General features: G+C 62.0%; 11 protein-coding genes and 2 rRNA genes (1 of these 13 running past the window's edge). 5 read left to right on the forward strand and 8 right to left on the reverse strand.

All coding sequences use genetic code 11. From position 1 onward, the window contains the following. The 3 genes from O3303_RS16415 to O3303_RS21980 form a co-directional block, all read left to right on the forward strand. Positions 1-237 (forward strand): 23S ribosomal RNA (locus O3303_RS16415); it begins 2,673 nt to the left of the window's first position. Between the two features lie 92 nt (positions 238-329). Beyond that, positions 330-441: ribosomal RNA gene (gene rrf, locus O3303_RS16420) — 5S ribosomal RNA — on the forward strand. Between the two features lie 339 nt (positions 442-780). Continuing rightward, positions 781-1,224, forward strand: a complete 444-nt coding sequence (locus O3303_RS21980; RefSeq protein ID WP_350356621.1) for a carboxypeptidase-like regulatory domain-containing protein — start codon at positions 781-783, stop codon at positions 1,222-1,224. An 83-nt stretch (positions 1,225-1,307) separates the two neighbouring features. Here O3303_RS21980 and O3303_RS16425 read toward each other — a convergent pair whose 3' ends face one another. The 7 genes from O3303_RS16425 to O3303_RS16455 form a co-directional block, all read right to left on the reverse strand. After that, positions 1,308-2,156, reverse strand: coding sequence for a hypothetical protein (locus O3303_RS16425; RefSeq protein WP_269559463.1), 849 nt, complete (start codon positions 2,154-2,156; stop codon positions 1,308-1,310). Between the two features lie 324 nt (positions 2,157-2,480). Next, positions 2,481-3,395, reverse strand: a complete 915-nt coding sequence (locus O3303_RS16430; protein WP_269559464.1) for a hypothetical protein — start codon at positions 3,393-3,395, stop codon at positions 2,481-2,483. Between the two features lie 234 nt (positions 3,396-3,629). Next, on the reverse strand, positions 3,630-3,995 hold the full coding sequence (locus tag O3303_RS16435) for a hypothetical protein (protein ID WP_269559465.1): 366 nt from the start codon (positions 3,993-3,995) through the stop codon (positions 3,630-3,632). Positions 3,996-4,034: 39 nt separating this feature from the next. Then, positions 4,035-5,681 carry a TonB family protein gene (locus O3303_RS16440; protein ID WP_269559466.1) on the reverse strand — a complete coding sequence of 549 codons (1,647 nt, stop codon included), beginning with the start codon at positions 5,679-5,681 and terminating at the stop codon, positions 4,035-4,037. Between the two features lie 31 nt (positions 5,682-5,712). Next, complete coding sequence (locus O3303_RS16445; protein ID WP_269559467.1) at positions 5,713-8,181, reverse strand: penicillin acylase family protein; 2,469 nt, start codon at positions 8,179-8,181, stop codon at positions 5,713-5,715. Positions 8,182-8,285: 104 nt separating this feature from the next. Beyond that, a complete protein-coding gene (locus tag O3303_RS16450) occupies positions 8,286-9,002 on the reverse strand; it encodes an outer membrane beta-barrel protein (RefSeq protein WP_269559468.1) in 717 nt (238 codons plus the stop codon). A gap of 43 nt (positions 9,003-9,045) precedes the next feature. Next, positions 9,046-9,822, reverse strand: coding sequence for a septal ring lytic transglycosylase RlpA family protein (locus O3303_RS16455; protein WP_269559469.1), 777 nt, complete (start codon positions 9,820-9,822; stop codon positions 9,046-9,048). 469 nt (positions 9,823-10,291) lie between these two features. On the opposite strand from O3303_RS16455, the gene O3303_RS16460 reads away from it, so the two are divergent. Beyond that, positions 10,292-11,200, forward strand: coding sequence for a DUF72 domain-containing protein (locus O3303_RS16460; RefSeq protein WP_269559470.1), 909 nt, complete (start codon positions 10,292-10,294; stop codon positions 11,198-11,200). A 61-nt stretch (positions 11,201-11,261) separates the two neighbouring features. Further along, positions 11,262-13,346, forward strand: coding sequence for a matrixin family metalloprotease (locus tag O3303_RS16465; protein WP_269559471.1), 2,085 nt, complete (start codon positions 11,262-11,264; stop codon positions 13,344-13,346). Between the two features lie 9 nt (positions 13,347-13,355). On the opposite strand, the gene O3303_RS16470 is transcribed toward O3303_RS16465, so the two are convergent. Then, positions 13,356-13,967 carry a DUF6992 family protein gene (locus O3303_RS16470; RefSeq protein WP_269559472.1) on the reverse strand — a complete coding sequence of 204 codons (612 nt, stop codon included), beginning with the start codon at positions 13,965-13,967 and terminating at the stop codon, positions 13,356-13,358. Between the last annotated feature and the right edge of the window lie 15 nt (positions 13,968-13,982).

Below are 13,982 nucleotides of genomic sequence, written 5' to 3' on the forward strand. Positions count from 1 at the left end.
AGTACGAGAGGACCGAGTTGGACCAGCCGCTCGTGCACCGGTTGTGACGCCAGTTGCAGCGCCGGGTAGCGACGCTGGGATGAGATAAGCGCTGAAAGCATCTAAGTGCGAAACTCACCTGAAGATGAGATATCCTATATAGGAAGAGTCGTCGTAGACCACGACGTAGATAGGCGGTAGGTGTAGAGGCCGAAATGCCACAGCCGAGCCGTACTAAGGACTCGAACGCTTTGCTTGACAATGCTCGAAACTTCGATGTTTTTCTCTTTTGTCCTTACGTCAACGGTTTTGTTGGCAGCTCGCCTCGAACACAGAGCTGCCGCACCAGTAATGGTGGCTTTAGCCCGGGTGTTCACCTCTTCCCATTCCGAACAGAGTCGTTAAGCCCCGGAGCGCCTATGGTACTGCCTTCATCGGTGGGAGAGTCGGTCGCCGCCAACCTTACTGTTTTGACCCGCACGGGTCACCCCAGCGCCCCCGCACTTCATCGTGCGGGGGCGTTTTGCGTTTATGCACACCTTGCAACTGCATACTTATTGCATAAACCTGATGCATTACTTGAAATACAGTATAAGTGTTTTTATATAGATTGCTTGAAATAAATATTCAAAATATTACTAGAATAGTAATAATTACGTATTATTGTAAAGTATAAACGGTATTTCACATTCACGACCCAAGTTTGCTTTATGCAATGCGCTTTCGCAGCGTTGTGTAATGTATAATCTTGGCCGAACATGGATGTTCATTTATGACTTCTGGGTTGTTTGTTTTTCTGTCATGCTGTACTCTTTTAATTCCAATTGGTGCTCAAATGCTGTCCGTGGTAGTTTTCGCTACCCTGTACTGGTGCTGTTCATATGCTTCAGCTCTACGGGTTTTAGCAAAGCTGTCAGTCGTGGAAGTGGTTTTAGTGAGCCTACAGAGGCCGTTTCAACTTCCCTAGTACGTGGACGTGTACTGAATGAGGTGGGCAAACCATTAGCAGGGGCTACTATACTGTGGAAAGGAAGCCCTTATGGAGTCACTACAGATTCGCAGGGCAACTACCAACTACCGCTGGCGGCTGGGCATACTGTTGTGCTGTTCAGCTATGCTGGATATGTTAACGAAGAGGTGCAAGTGCGTGGGGCAGGCGTTCAAAATGTGACACTGCTACCTTATGAGCCTAGTGTGCCAGCTTCTGGGGTGCGCGAAAAACGGTTATTGCGCAGTCTACGATAGATAACCGTCAGGTTGATACAAACAAAAAGCGCGGCTGTGAGGCCGCGCTTTTTGTTTGTATCAACCTGACGGTTATCTAACGGTTATTGGTACTGAACGTACAGCGGAGAGGGCTCGAGAGCAATAACTTCCGCCGGAGTCATGATATGGTGGGGCTTCGGCCGGGCATCGTATTCGTAGAATAGTTTAAAGCCTGTGTACTGCACTGGTTCCGCCACTATGTAGTCCTTATATGAATCCTTTTTGAGAATTGGGTCGCCGTGGCCGTCCATGTGCATTACAATCTGCACTCGCGGGTCAAGTTTGATGTTTTTATAGTTGGTAATCATCTTCCGGGTGAAGCGATGAACCGTCAGCACTTTGGGCGGCAGCTTGTTCTCGCTCACAATGCGGGCTAAGAAGTTCACGGTAAAATTCACGTCTTTGGCGTCTAGGGTGCCGATGCGCTGATTGGGTCGCACGCCGGGCATAGTAGACAGCGAAAACTCGGGGTCAATTCCTAGATGAATGATGGGGTCTTTCAGGTATTGCTCCAGTTTAGGTAGTTCAGCCTGCAAGGTGCTATGGCCAGGCTGCACGTCTAGGAACAAGATGCAGTTGTGCTCTTTGGCCCAACTAATCACCTCTTCAATGGTGGCTTTGGAATTCATCAGGCGCCATTTGCCGTCTTTACCGGGGGTGCCTTGGGCTGTAATGGTGACATTGTGCAACGCTGGCTGCACGCCTCGGCTAGGGTCGGCGGCACGCCATTCCGCTATTACTTTCTCAAACTTGCGGAACATTTGCTCCTTAGGCTCCCGGCCCAGAATGCCCATCCCTTTCGAGCGGATGTTACCATAGAAAGCCACAATGCGCTTGCCGGGCAGAATAGCGCCGGGAAGCTGCCCACTTTTCTTCGCAATGGAGTCGGCCAAAAGTGAGTCGCGGCGCATGGCCTGCAGCTTTAGCTGCACCGTATCTACCACCACTGGCTGCGTGGTGGTATCGGCTACAGCTGCTGGGTTCTCGGAGTCGGTGCCGGAGCGGGAGCCGCAACCGGGCAACGTGGTGAGGGAAAGGGCTAGGCCAAGCGAAGTGCGCCCGAAGCTGAGGGAAGAAAAATACCGCACTGAAAAGCTAAAAAGGAGGAAGGTAGTTGCCGAAAGTTACGTTTTCCGTGGGCAGCTACTGTACTCCGAGGCGGTATTTATTGTGGGGCGAACGGTGCTGGGTAGTTGAATACGCAGCCAGCTGGCTGGGTGCTGGCTTTGCTTAACTTACTGGTATTGAATATAGAGCGGGGTGGGTGTGAGGCCTACTACCTCCTGCGGGGTCATCAGACGCGAATTTGGGCGGCTGTCGTTGCGGTAGAAAATTTTGAAGCCGGCATATTCTACTGGTTCCCGGCGGATAAACTTCTGGTAGGAACTGCGCTTCACGCTGGGGGTGCCCCAGCCATCCATGTGCATTACTATCTGGACGCGCGGATCGAGCCGGATCTGCTGGTAGTTCGTGACCATATCCTGGCGGAAGCGGTGCACGACCAGCACTTTGGGCGGAAGCTTGTTTTCGCTCACCACTCGGGCCAGAAACTGCCGAGCGTAGTTGATGTCGCGCGCATCGAACTCTCCGACCTCCGTACCTGGCCGCCGCCCTGATTTCATCGAGAATTCTGGATCGATGCCGAGGTGTACGAACGGCAGGCGCAGGTATTTCTCCAGCAGCGGTAACTCCTGCGGCAGGGTGCTCAGGCCCACCTGCACATCCAGAAACACCAGCGCCTTATGTTCCTGGCCCCAGCGGATGACGCGCCGGATCGTGCTATCCGGCAACGACCGCCGATACATGCCGTCGGCCCCGGAGTCGCGCTGCGCGATGATGGCCGTCATGTGCAACGCGCGGCGCACGGGCAGCGAATCGGCTTGCTGCCACTGGGCGGCCTGTTGCTGCAGGCGCTGCAGCATCTCGTCTTTGGGTAAGGCGCCCAGAATGCCCATTGCTTTGTGCAGCGGGTTGCCGTAGAAAGCCACAATACGGTTATCGGGCAGGATGGCACCGGGCAGCTGACCACCGGCGCGGGAAATGGAGTCGGCGCGTAGCGAGTCGAGGCGGGTGGTGAGGCCTCGGGAGCGAGCCGTTGCGGCCGGGGGAACAGGTGCTTTTGACTGCGGCGGTTCGCAGCTATTCAGCATGCCCAGCAACAACACAGGGGCGGGCAGCCATATGGTTGCCCAACGACGAATCAACAGTAGAAAGCTCAACAGGTAACGAACAGGTACAACATAGGCTGCCTGCCTCTTCAGGCAAGTCCATCTGCCTAATCAGCCACCGGCAGAGGAGCTTATTTAACACGCCAGCCGGAGTTAAGTTGCATACGGTGCCGCATTGGGGCGGAGCGCAGCCGAACTTCCGGTGTCCGTTTCGGTTCAGGCAACCCGGCGGGCCTTCAGGGCTTGGCGGAGCCAACTACCGGCCAGGGCCGCCAGTCCGCCTACCAGCCCGCCAATCAGAGCCGTGACTAGCACCAGCGCAACTGCTGAGCCGCCCAGCGGCAGCAGTTGCGCCACCCGATGCGCCAGCAAGTGGTGGTTCTGCAGGCTGAGCCAGCCGGCCAGCCCCAGCCACCCCAGCCCGATGCCCAGAAAGCCGGCGACAAATGCCTGACCGGCCGTAGTTGCCGAGAAGAAGGCTAGCCCCACGCACAGCGGCGTAATCACCCACCACGTCAGGAAAAGCTGAGCCACAGTGGCCAGCACCAGAATCAGCAGGAACAGGAGCAGCGCAGATTTCATGCAGAGAAAGGGAATTGCGGTGGGAGGGAGCCAGGAGGATTAGCGGAGCGCAACGGCAGTAGCAGGAACATTGGCCGGGATGCGGCCGGGTAGTACCTGGCTGGGGCGTTGGTAGAATCTGGTTTTGCCAGTGCGGCCGCGAGGGGGCAATTCAGCGGCTGGCATCGGAATGATGACCTGCTGCCGGACTGATACGGGCTGGTTGGCGGCGTTGCGGGCAGGCGTCCAGCGGGGCATGGCGCGCACTAGGCGCAGGGCCTCCTCGTCGCAGCTGCGGCACAGGGGGCGTATGATTTCGGCAGCGCCGATACTGCCGTCAGCTTGCACCACGAAGCGTACTTCTACGGCGCTGCGCAGGTTTTCCTGCTTCAGCACTTTCGGCTCCTTCAGCTCTTTGCTGAGGTACTGGCGCAGGGCCGGGCCGCCGCCGGGGAAGCTGGCCGGCGTGGCTACCTGGCCGCCTTCGAACACATGATTGGGCCCGAGCAGCGGCACGGGAACGGTAAGCTGCACGGCTACCGCCTGCCCGTTTTGCCGGCCCGGCTCAAACGACGGCAACGCCCGCACGGCGGCCAGCGCGGCTTCGTCGCAGGTGGGGCAGAGGCTGCGTACCACTTTCAGGTCGGAAATGGTGCCAGTGGGCTGCACCACGAAATGCAGGAACACGGTGCCTTCCGTGCGGCCTTCGCGCACTTCGGGAGGCAGCACCAACGCCTGCTGCACCGCGGCGCCCAGGCTGGTGCGGCTGGCCGAGCCACTAAGGGTTGGCATCTGCTCCACATAGGTGTACACTTTCGCCGGTTCGGGCTGCGGGGACACAGGCGTATATGCCGGCAAATCCATCAGGTCAGAAGAGCGGGGCGGGGTGAGGCTAAACACGACCGGGACGGTGTAGTAGACCGGTACTGCCCGGCCGTTCTGCTTACCTGGCTCGAAGCGCGGCAGGCTCTTGATTACGCGTAAGGCTTCCTCGTCGCAACCGGACCCAAGACCTTTCTGCACCTGCACTTCGCGGATGCTGCCATCGGTACTCACGACGAACCGGACAAACACGCGGCCTTCTATTTTCTCGCGCAGGGCCAGCGCCGGGTATTTCACCTGCTGCTGAATATAAGCCCGCAGACTGTCCATGCCGCCCGGAAACACCGGCATCTGCTCTACAAAAGTGTATGCTTTGGATATGCTGGCATCCTCCGTGATGGTGCCAGCGGCGGGCGTATTCGGCGTTTTCCCAGATGGGTTTTCGAAAACCACCGGCACTGAATGACGCACTGCCACCGCTTGATCCAGGCGGCGGGCGGGGCGCCAGGGTGGCATGGCCTTTATCAGGCGCAACGCCTCGGCGTCGGTGCCCGGACTCAGGCCGCGGAGCACGCTGATGTCGGTCAGGTGCCCATCGGAGCGCACTACAAAGCCGACATACACAGCGCCCCGGATGCGCCCCTCGTGTACTTCAGCGGGCAGCCGGGCGCTCTTGAGGGATTGTTTGAGGGCAAAAAGGCCCGACGCATACTCCGGCCATATCTCCACCTGATGCGTTTCATAGATTGGCTCATCAGCAGGGGCGGCGGGCAACGACCGGCTGGTAGCATGCTGCTTCTGCGCCAGCAGGGGCAACAGCGGCAGCGTGGTTAGCAGACCTGTCAGCAGCAGGCAGCGGGAAGCAGTAGCGGATAGCAACGACATAGCAGTAAAGTGGATCAGCGAAGATAACGCCTCAGCGCTCCAGCGTCCAGGCAGTCCGGACGCGCGGGTTGGGTTCGGTGGCCGAGCGCAGGAAGATCAGCTCGTTGAGCTGGCCCACGCGCCAGGTTTCCAGCATATCGTCGTAGGCGACGGAGCCGGGGTTGCCGCTCTGCCCGCCCGGAAACACGCCGTAGGCCTTCACGCGCGGCCCCAGCGCCACCACCATGCGCCACGAAGGGCCGTTGCGCTCGGTGGTGGCATTCACAATGCCCGCGCCGCCGCCGCAGTCCAGGTCCATGTGCCCGAAGCCGGGAATCTGGAGCATGTGCAGGATGTCGGTACTTTTCTGATTCTTCCAAGCCCAGCGCGGGCCCGGCGGGCCATATTTGCGCGTCAAAGAGTCGGTGGCGAAGCGCAGGCTGCGGCGCACCAGCTGCGGCAGCGTCTCGCGCTGCGGCGTGCGTTGGTCGTCGATCCAGCGGCTGCCGGCTTCGCGTAGGATGAGCGTTTTGGTTCGGTCGCGGGCGGGCATACGCATTTCCAGGCCGGTGGCTTTCAGCCCGAAATCATCGGACCAGATGCGTTTGACGAGGTTGCCGTACCACAGCTCATACACACTGGGCGCCAGAGCGTCGGCGGTGTAGTGGTAGTTCCAGCGGCGCAGCTCGGCCAGCACACGGGCCTCGGGCGAGGCGGCTGCTACCAGCGTGTCGGCGTTGGCGGGGCCGGCGGCCAGCTGTAGCAGGCGGGGCAGGAGCAGCTGGGCCGTCACGCTGAGGTTGTCGTTTTGCAGCATCCGCAGGCTGTCGGGCGTAACCCGGCGCATGCCGGCCAGCCGCTCGTTGATGCGGTGGGCGCGGTCGTAGCTGCCGTCGCCGTAGTTCCAGTTGAGGTAGTAAGGATAGTCGGGGCCAGTGGAAAACTGATTGGCCGACGACACAAACTGCCGCGGCGGGTTCAGCACGTGCGGATTCTGCTCGGCCGGAATCCAGCCCTGCCAGTCGTAGGCCGGGTCGGTGCCATCGAGGATGAACTTGCCCTGCTCGCGCCATTTCAGCGGGAAGCGGCCGTTGGGCCAGATGGCAATATCCTTTTCGGCGCTGGCAAAAATGAAGTTCTGGGCCGGCGAGCCATAGGTGCTGAGCGCGGCCGTGTAGTCCTGGTAGTTGCGGGCCCGGTTGAGGCGGTAAAAGGTCTGATACTCGTTGGCGGCGTCGTGGGCGGTCCAGCGCATGGCGTGGGCCACGGGGGCCTGGCCGGCAAGGAAGGGCTTCTCCGGCCGGTCGTACACGATGGGGCCGTGGTGGGTGTAGAGCACGGTGTCGAGGCGGTCGGGCTGGCCGCGCACCGTAATTCGCTCCACCACCCGCCGGATGGGTTTCCAGCGGCCATCGTGCCAATACTCGCGCCGGCTGCTGTCCCGGAACTTCAGCTGGTACCAGTCCAGCACGTCAGCGGCCACGTTGGTCACGCCCCAAGCCACCTGCTCGTTGAAGCCGATGATGACCGTGGGCGTGCCCGGAATGCTCACGCCGTACACGTTCAGGCCGGGGGCGGCCAGCTGCACCTGGTACCAGATGCTGGGCAGGTTGAGCTGCAGGTGCGGGTCGTTGGCCAGCAGCGGGAAGCCCGAGGCCGACTTCGCCCCGCTCACCGCGAAGTTGTTGGAGCCTAGTTCCGGGTCGGGCTCATTCTGCGGTACCTTGCCCGACATGGCCGCCAGAAAGCCTGGCGGCGTGGCTGGTACCGGCAGGGGCGTAAAGTCGAGCGGGGTGCCGACGGGCACAATGGGCTCTTCCTGCGTTGGGTAATCCGGAAACAGGTCCTTGATGACAGCCGGGCCGTAGCGGGCCAGCGCGTTGCTCATGCGCAGGTCGTCGGAGCGGCCGCTCAGGTCAAAGGCCATGTATTTCAGAATCAGGGCACTTTTCAGCGGTTCCCAGGGCTCGGGCGCGTAGTCGAGCAGCTTGTACTCAAAGGGCAGCGTCTGGGGCGTGAGGCTGCCGATGTAGGCGTTGGCCCCGTCGGCGTAAGAGGTCAGCACGAGGCGGGTCACCGGGTCGGTCATGGCCGAGTCCAGCGAGCGGCGCGCGCCGAATGGCAGGCCCATGCGCCGGAAAAACCGGTCGGTTTCCAGCCGGGCCGGGCCCACAATCTCGGCGAGCCGGCCGCTGGCCACGTGGGCCAGAAAGTCCATCTGCCAGAGCCGGTCGCGGGCCGTGAGGTAGCCCTGCGCATAGTACAGGTCGTGGTCGTTCTGGGCGAAGATGTGGGGCACGCGCCGGTCGTCGAAACGCACCTGCACGGGCTGGCGCAGGCCCGGCAGGCGCAGCGTCTGGCGGGCGGCGGGCGCTGCGGCGGGTTCGGCGTTGCGCCAGAACCCACGGAACGGGCTCAGGAACTTGCCGAACGGCGGCACGTCGCCCTGCCGGGTGTTGAGCACCCACGTCAGCGAAACGCTGACGAGCAGCGCCAGAACAGGTTTGATAATACGCAGCATAGCAGGAAGTCCGGATAGTCTCGTTCTACAACATCCGACAAAAAAACGCGGCGCGCAAACCGTTGGGGGTTTGCGCGCCGCGTTGTTCAAAGAGTAGGCTCCGGTTAGTTGGCGGGGGCAGCCGTGCCTTTCGAGGGCAGGAACACCGCAAAGCCGGCCGATACGTTGAGGGCACCGTAGCTGTCGTAGTCGCCGTAGCCGGCCCGGTTGTAGCTGGCAATTACTTCCAGTGCTGCGCCCGGCGTCAGGAAATAGTTGTAGCCTAGACCAGCACCGAAGATGGTGGAAGTATCACTGCTGCGCTGATCTTCTTTGGTGGCAACCACCTGACCACCGGAGGCTATGTACATATTTTCCGACTGGTAACGGTTGCTACCACGTGCAATGCCTGCCTGCAAATGCCCGAAAAAGCGGTGTGCCCCTGCGCCCGGCAGGTAATAGCGCGCAAATGGCACTAGGCCTACCTCTACATTCCGGCGCGTGCTTTTTTGAAAGCCGGTTTCAAAATGACTGCGTGAGTAGCTGATTGGTAGGCCGGTACCTAACAGGAAATTGTTCCCCACGAACACCCCTGCGGAAGGAGTTAGGGTAGCTGAGATGCTGTTGTTCTTGTCGTTGCGGCCATAGCTCAGGTTGCCCACATTGGCCCCGATGTAGCGGGCGCCTTTCTCGGTTTGGGCAACAGCAGACAAGGCCAGCGCACAGCCCAGGCTGAGGAGGAATAGTTTTTTCATTGGATGAAAACAGATAAAAAAGGAAGATAGAACCGTCAGGAAGAGGCCAGACGTCGGCCAAAGGTTGCACAAAAAAGAGCTGCCCACACAACGTGCCGGCAGCTCTCCTTCTATATCAGGCAGATAATTTTTACAGATTCTCGCTCTGCCGCACTAGGCCGGCAATGCCCCATTCCTGCAGGCGCAGACGCACCCGGTCGGCCTCGGCGCGGTCCTGGAAGCCGCCTACCAGCACGCGGCTGACAGGTTTACCTTCCTTGGTGCCGGCGGCCATCGTCACGGCCAGTGAGCGGTCCAGTGCCATAATCTTGTCGAGTACGGCCTGGGCGTTGCGGGCGTCGCCGAAAGTGCCGGCCTGCACGACGAAGGTGGGCTTGGGCTCAGGCACCAGCACCACGTCGGCGGCCTCGGTGGTACCGGGCAGGATGGTGGTGGTGGCGGTGAGGGTGTTAACCGAGTCGGCGGCCAGGGCCGCGAGATCCTCGGGGGCATCGGTGGGGCCGAGGGGAGTGGTGGCCGGAACTACTTCGGCTACTACGCTCACGGCGCCGTGCTGCACGATGCCCAGCGGGCGGGCCGCAATTTCGGCCAAGTCCAGAATGCGCTGGTGGCGGAAGGGGCCCCGGTCGGTAACCCGCACCACCACGGCTTGGCCGGTGGTGGGGTTCGTGACGCGCAGGCGGGTGCCGAAGGGCAGGGTTTTGTGGGCGCAGGTATACTGGTTACGGTCAAACCGCTCGCCATTGCTGGTGCGGTGGCCCTGGTGCTCCCGACCGTACCACGAAGCGCGGCCCCGCAGCACAGTGGCGCGGCGGGAAGCAGTGGCGGGCGTTTTGTCGTCGTCGGAACGCCCGAGGGCGTAGCTAGCCGGTGCAAAGCTGGTCAGCAGCACCAGAACGAGGGACATCAGCCAGCCCGTGGTATTCAGTCGTAGAATAAACGTCATCAGTACTCTGCGTTGGTGAACACGACAAATCTAGAATTGCTGGCCAAACTAGTGCCGGGTTCCCAAGTAACTTAGCGCACCTAAGGGGATTGAAATTGTCCTTTTTATATAAAATTTGCATTTAATTTATTGCTCTCAATTAGTATCAAATAGTCTTTTGTGTTTCCTGAAGGCTGTTTTTGTATTATAATAGGACGTCTGCCAGGGCGGTAGTAAAATGAGACTATGCGCCGGTTGAAAAATATTGGCAATCAGGAGTCGGAAGGCTTTCCGGCCTGGTTGCAAAAGTCCCGGAATTTTGCTAAGAGTGTAGCCGGCCGCCAGGAGCCAGATAAGTGCAGATGAACCCGTTACGAATGGCCGGTAAAAATCCGGCTGACGGCCGCAACCGGAGTTAGGCGCGGCGCGGCATTTTGCCGTATGTTGCCATATGGATTTCGGCCGCCTTTCAGACCTACGCTACGTTGATTTCCGGCTTCCCCCGGACCACCCCGATACGGCCGCGCTGCTGGCCCGCGTTCCGGCTTCGGATAGCCCCGGCCTCTACGTCGGCTGCCCCATCTGGACCAACAAGGCTTGGCTGGGCTCCTATTTTCCGGCCGGCATCCGCGAGGCTGAGTACCTGCACCATTATGGCCGGCAGTTCAACAGCCTGGAGCTGAATACCACCCACTACCGCATCCCCGAGGCACCCACCGTGCGCAAGTGGCGCGACGCCGTGCCGCCGGGCTTCCGCTTCTGCCCCAAGCTGCCCCAGATCATCAGCCACGACCGGGCCTTATATAATGTCGACGACCTGACCACCACGTTCTGCCGGTCCATTGTGGAGCTGGAGGATCGGCTGGGCTGGTGCTTTCTGCAGCTGCCGCCCACCTTCGGCCCCGAGCACCTGAGCCGACTGGAGCGCTACTTGCTCGACTTCCCGGCCGAGGTGCCGCTGGCCGTGGAGCTGCGCCATCCCGCCTGGTTTGCCGATTCCGTGGCGTTTGCCGCCGTGGCGGCTATGCTGGAAGCGCTGGGCAAAACGCTGGTGATAAGCGACGTAGCCGGCCGCCGCGACGTGCTGCACATGCGCCTGACCACGCCCACCGCCTTCATCCGCTTCAACGGCCACGGCTTGGTTGCCTCCGACTACCAGCGCGCCGACGACTGGGCCGAGCGGATTGCGGGTTGGCTGCAGCAGGGCCTGCAGACCGTTTATTTCTTCGTGCACCAGAAGGATATCATGCACACGCCCCTCTGGACGCAGCACTTCCTGGGCCGCCTGCACACGCTCACGGGTTTGGGCGTCAATCCGCCGCGCATCATTCCGCAGGCAGTGCAAGGGAGTTTGTTCTAATCAGGTACATCACTCATCGGGCGGAAGGCGCTACCGAAACTCCGCTGTATTACGCTGCTTCATGAAGCATATTCCGCATCTGTTGCTGGCGTTGGCGCTGGCTTTTTCCAGTGAAGTGCAGGCCCAACTGCAGCCCGCCGAAACCCGCTGCCTGGTGCTGCCCCTGAGCCTGGCGGCGCGGGCCGCCGCCGTGCCACTGGTGGTAGAGGCGGAAGTGCTCAGCTCCCGGAGCTTCTGGGACGCCGGCCACCGTCGCATCTACACGGCGCACCAGCTGCGCGTATTCAGCACACTGAAAGGCGCGGCCCCCACCCAGCTAACGGTGCTGACGGAGGGCGGCACCGTGGGTTTCGACCGCCACCAACTCACCAACACGCTGCAACTGCGCTCCGGTGAGCAGGGCGTGCTGTTTCTGGTGCCGGCCACCTTCGCCGGCACGGCCGCCGAGGCCGGGGCGTGGGCCGTGTATGGCAGTGAGCAGGGTTTTCTGCCCTATGACCTGGCCACGGCTACAGTCGCCGACCTGTTTCAGCCGCTGGGGACTATTAACGAGGCCTTCTATCAGCGGCTGACGGCTGCTACAGGGCAGACCCGGCAGGCGGTGCAGCCCAACGCCGCCCTGGCCGCCGCCCGGCAGCGGCTGGCAGCGCCCGTAGTGGCGCGTGGGCAGGCCCCGGTAGTCAGCAGCCTGAGCCCCACCACGCTGCCGGCCGGAACGGGCGCGGTCCTCACGCTGACCGGCTCGGGGTTTGGCGCGACCCGAGGAGCCGGTTTCGTGGAGTTTCGTAATGCCGACAATGGCGGCACCTCACTGGTGAAGCCTCAGGATGCCGACTACGTCAGCTGGACCGATATGCGCATTGTGGTGCGGGTGCCGGCCCTGGGCCAGCCCGCCGCCCCGGCCGGCAGCGGCCCGGTGCGCGTCACGACCAACGACCAGCTGCAGGCCACCAGCGCCGCCTCGCTTACGGTGCCTTACGCCGTGAGCAACGTGCTGAGCACGCCCGGCAACCAGCTGGTGCGGCCTAACCATATCAGCCAGAACGGCCGCGGCGGCTACAGCTTCCGGTTTGAAACGGCCTTTGCCGCCAACACCGCTGCCGCCGCCGCCTGGAACCGGGCCCTTGCCACCTGGCGCTGCCAGACCGGCATCAACTGGGACACAGACGCGCCGCTGCGCACCAGCCGCGGAGCCGCCGAAGACGGCGAGAACAGCATCGGCTTCGACCAGGGCGGCGAGCTACCGGCGAACGTGCTGGGCCGCACCACCAGCTACTACCGCGGCTGCTTCCGGCCCGACGGGCGGCTGGTGTTCTACGTGCAGGAAATCGATATGCAGTTCGATGACGCCACCAACTGGCAGTTCGGGCCCGCGCCGGCCGTGGGCCTGCAGCTGGATTTTGAGACGGTGGCGGTGCACGAGCTGGGGCACGCGCAGCAGCTTTCGCACGTGATTCTGCCGCGGGCCATCATGCATTTTGCCGTTGCGCGCGGCCAGAACACGCGCACGCTGGTCGCCGATGACATTGCGGGCGGAAGGCTGGTGCTGCGCACGCGCAGCTTTGCGGCGCAGGGCTGCGGCCCGGCGCCTATGCTGCCGGCGCCGCTCACGGCCTTTTCGGCGGCGGCAGCTCCCACGGGTATCCTGCTGAACTGGGCCACCCGCGCCGAATGTTTTCTGAGCGGTTTTGAGGTGCAGCGAGCCCGAGGCACCGACACCACCACCTGGCAGACCTTGGCCGCCGTGCCCGCCTCGGCTGCCTACACCTACCTCGATGCGCAGCCCCAAACCGGCCTGGGCTACTACCGCCTGCGCCTGCGCCGCCCCGATGGCAGCTTCGATGCTACGGCCCCGGTGCTGGCTACCACCGATGCCGCCAGTGCCAGCCAACCCGCCGTGTTTCCGAACCCGACGGCGGGCCGGCCGCTACGGCTGCAATACCCGGCCACTACCACTGGGCGCGTGCGGGCCGAACTGTATGATGCCGTAGGTCGGCGGGTTGCCACCACGTTTCTGGAGTATCAGCCCGGCCTCAACCTGCTGCCGGTGCCTACCGAAAGCCTGAAAGCCGGCTGGTACGTGCTGCGCTACCTCGATACCGACGGCCGCACCGGCGCGCTGCCGTTTGTGCAGACCGGCGAGTAGCGGCCAGCTTCAGCGGATGGGCAGCGTGAGGGCCACCGTGCCCGGCCCTATCTGCAGCCCACTCAGCAGCGGATATAGGCTCCGGGAGGCGTGGCGATGGTGGGCCGCAAACATCAGCCCATCGAATGCCAGCAGAAAGCCGCCCTGCAGCAGCAACGACTGGCCGTAGCCGCGCAGCTGCTGCTGGCGGCGCACGGTGGGGCGGGAGGCGGCCCGCTCCCGCAGATACAGACCCGTCGCCAGGTAGGCCACGTCGAGGCCGGCGTTGAAGAGGTACAGGTTTTCGGTGCGTAGCTGGGTGCGAACCAGCGTGGGCCGATCGGTGGCGGCGGCGGGCGGGCGGCGCGTGGCCCACAGCGAGGTGCCAGCCAGCGCTAGGTTTACCACGCCCCAGCCCACGTTCATCTGATGGAAGTATTTCTCGCGGCCTTCAGTGGCGAAGTAGCGGGCCCCGCTCACGCCCACATTGCCCAAAGCCCAGCCTCCCAGCACCAGCATGCCGTGCTGGTCCAGCAAGGTGCGTTGGGCCTGAAACTCGGTGGCAGGAGAAGGGAGCTGCTGCGCCGCCAGCCCATTAGCAGCCAGCAGACATAACGCAAGAGAGGACAGGCGGCGCAGCATAAGAGAATGAGTTGG

It is taken from the genome of Hymenobacter canadensis, from assembly GCF_027359925.1.
GTDB classification, from domain to species: domain Bacteria; phylum Bacteroidota; class Bacteroidia; order Cytophagales; family Hymenobacteraceae; genus Hymenobacter; species Hymenobacter canadensis.

What these genes read in the sequence shown, in the direction of transcription:
- O3303_RS16425 (WP_269559463.1), bottom strand. Translation starts at nt 2,156, where the DNA reads ATGCGCCGCGACTCACTTTTGGCCGACTCCATTGCGAAGAAAAGTGGG.
- O3303_RS16470 (WP_269559472.1), bottom strand. Translation starts at nt 13,967, where the DNA reads ATGCTGCGCCGCCTGTCCTCTCTTGCGTTATGTCTGCTGGCTGCTAAT.
- O3303_RS16445 (WP_269559467.1), bottom strand. Translation starts at nt 8,181, where the DNA reads ATGCTGCGTATTATCAAACCTGTTCTGGCGCTGCTCGTCAGCGTTTCG.
- O3303_RS16460 (WP_269559470.1), top strand. Translation starts at nt 10,292, where the DNA reads ATGGATTTCGGCCGCCTTTCAGACCTACGCTACGTTGATTTCCGGCTT.
- O3303_RS16465 (WP_269559471.1), top strand. Translation starts at nt 11,262, where the DNA reads ATGAAGCATATTCCGCATCTGTTGCTGGCGTTGGCGCTGGCTTTTTCC.
- O3303_RS16440 (WP_269559466.1), bottom strand. Translation starts at nt 5,681, where the DNA reads ATGTCGTTGCTATCCGCTACTGCTTCCCGCTGCCTGCTGCTGACAGGT.
- O3303_RS16435 (WP_269559465.1), bottom strand. Translation starts at nt 3,995, where the DNA reads ATGAAATCTGCGCTGCTCCTGTTCCTGCTGATTCTGGTGCTGGCCACT.
- O3303_RS16430 (WP_269559464.1), bottom strand. Translation starts at nt 3,395, where the DNA reads ATGCTGAATAGCTGCGAACCGCCGCAGTCAAAAGCACCTGTTCCCCCG.
- O3303_RS21980 (WP_350356621.1), top strand. Translation starts at nt 781, where the DNA reads ATGCTGTACTCTTTTAATTCCAATTGGTGCTCAAATGCTGTCCGTGGT.
- O3303_RS16455 (WP_269559469.1), bottom strand. Translation starts at nt 9,822, where the DNA reads ATGTCCCTCGTTCTGGTGCTGCTGACCAGCTTTGCACCGGCTAGCTAC.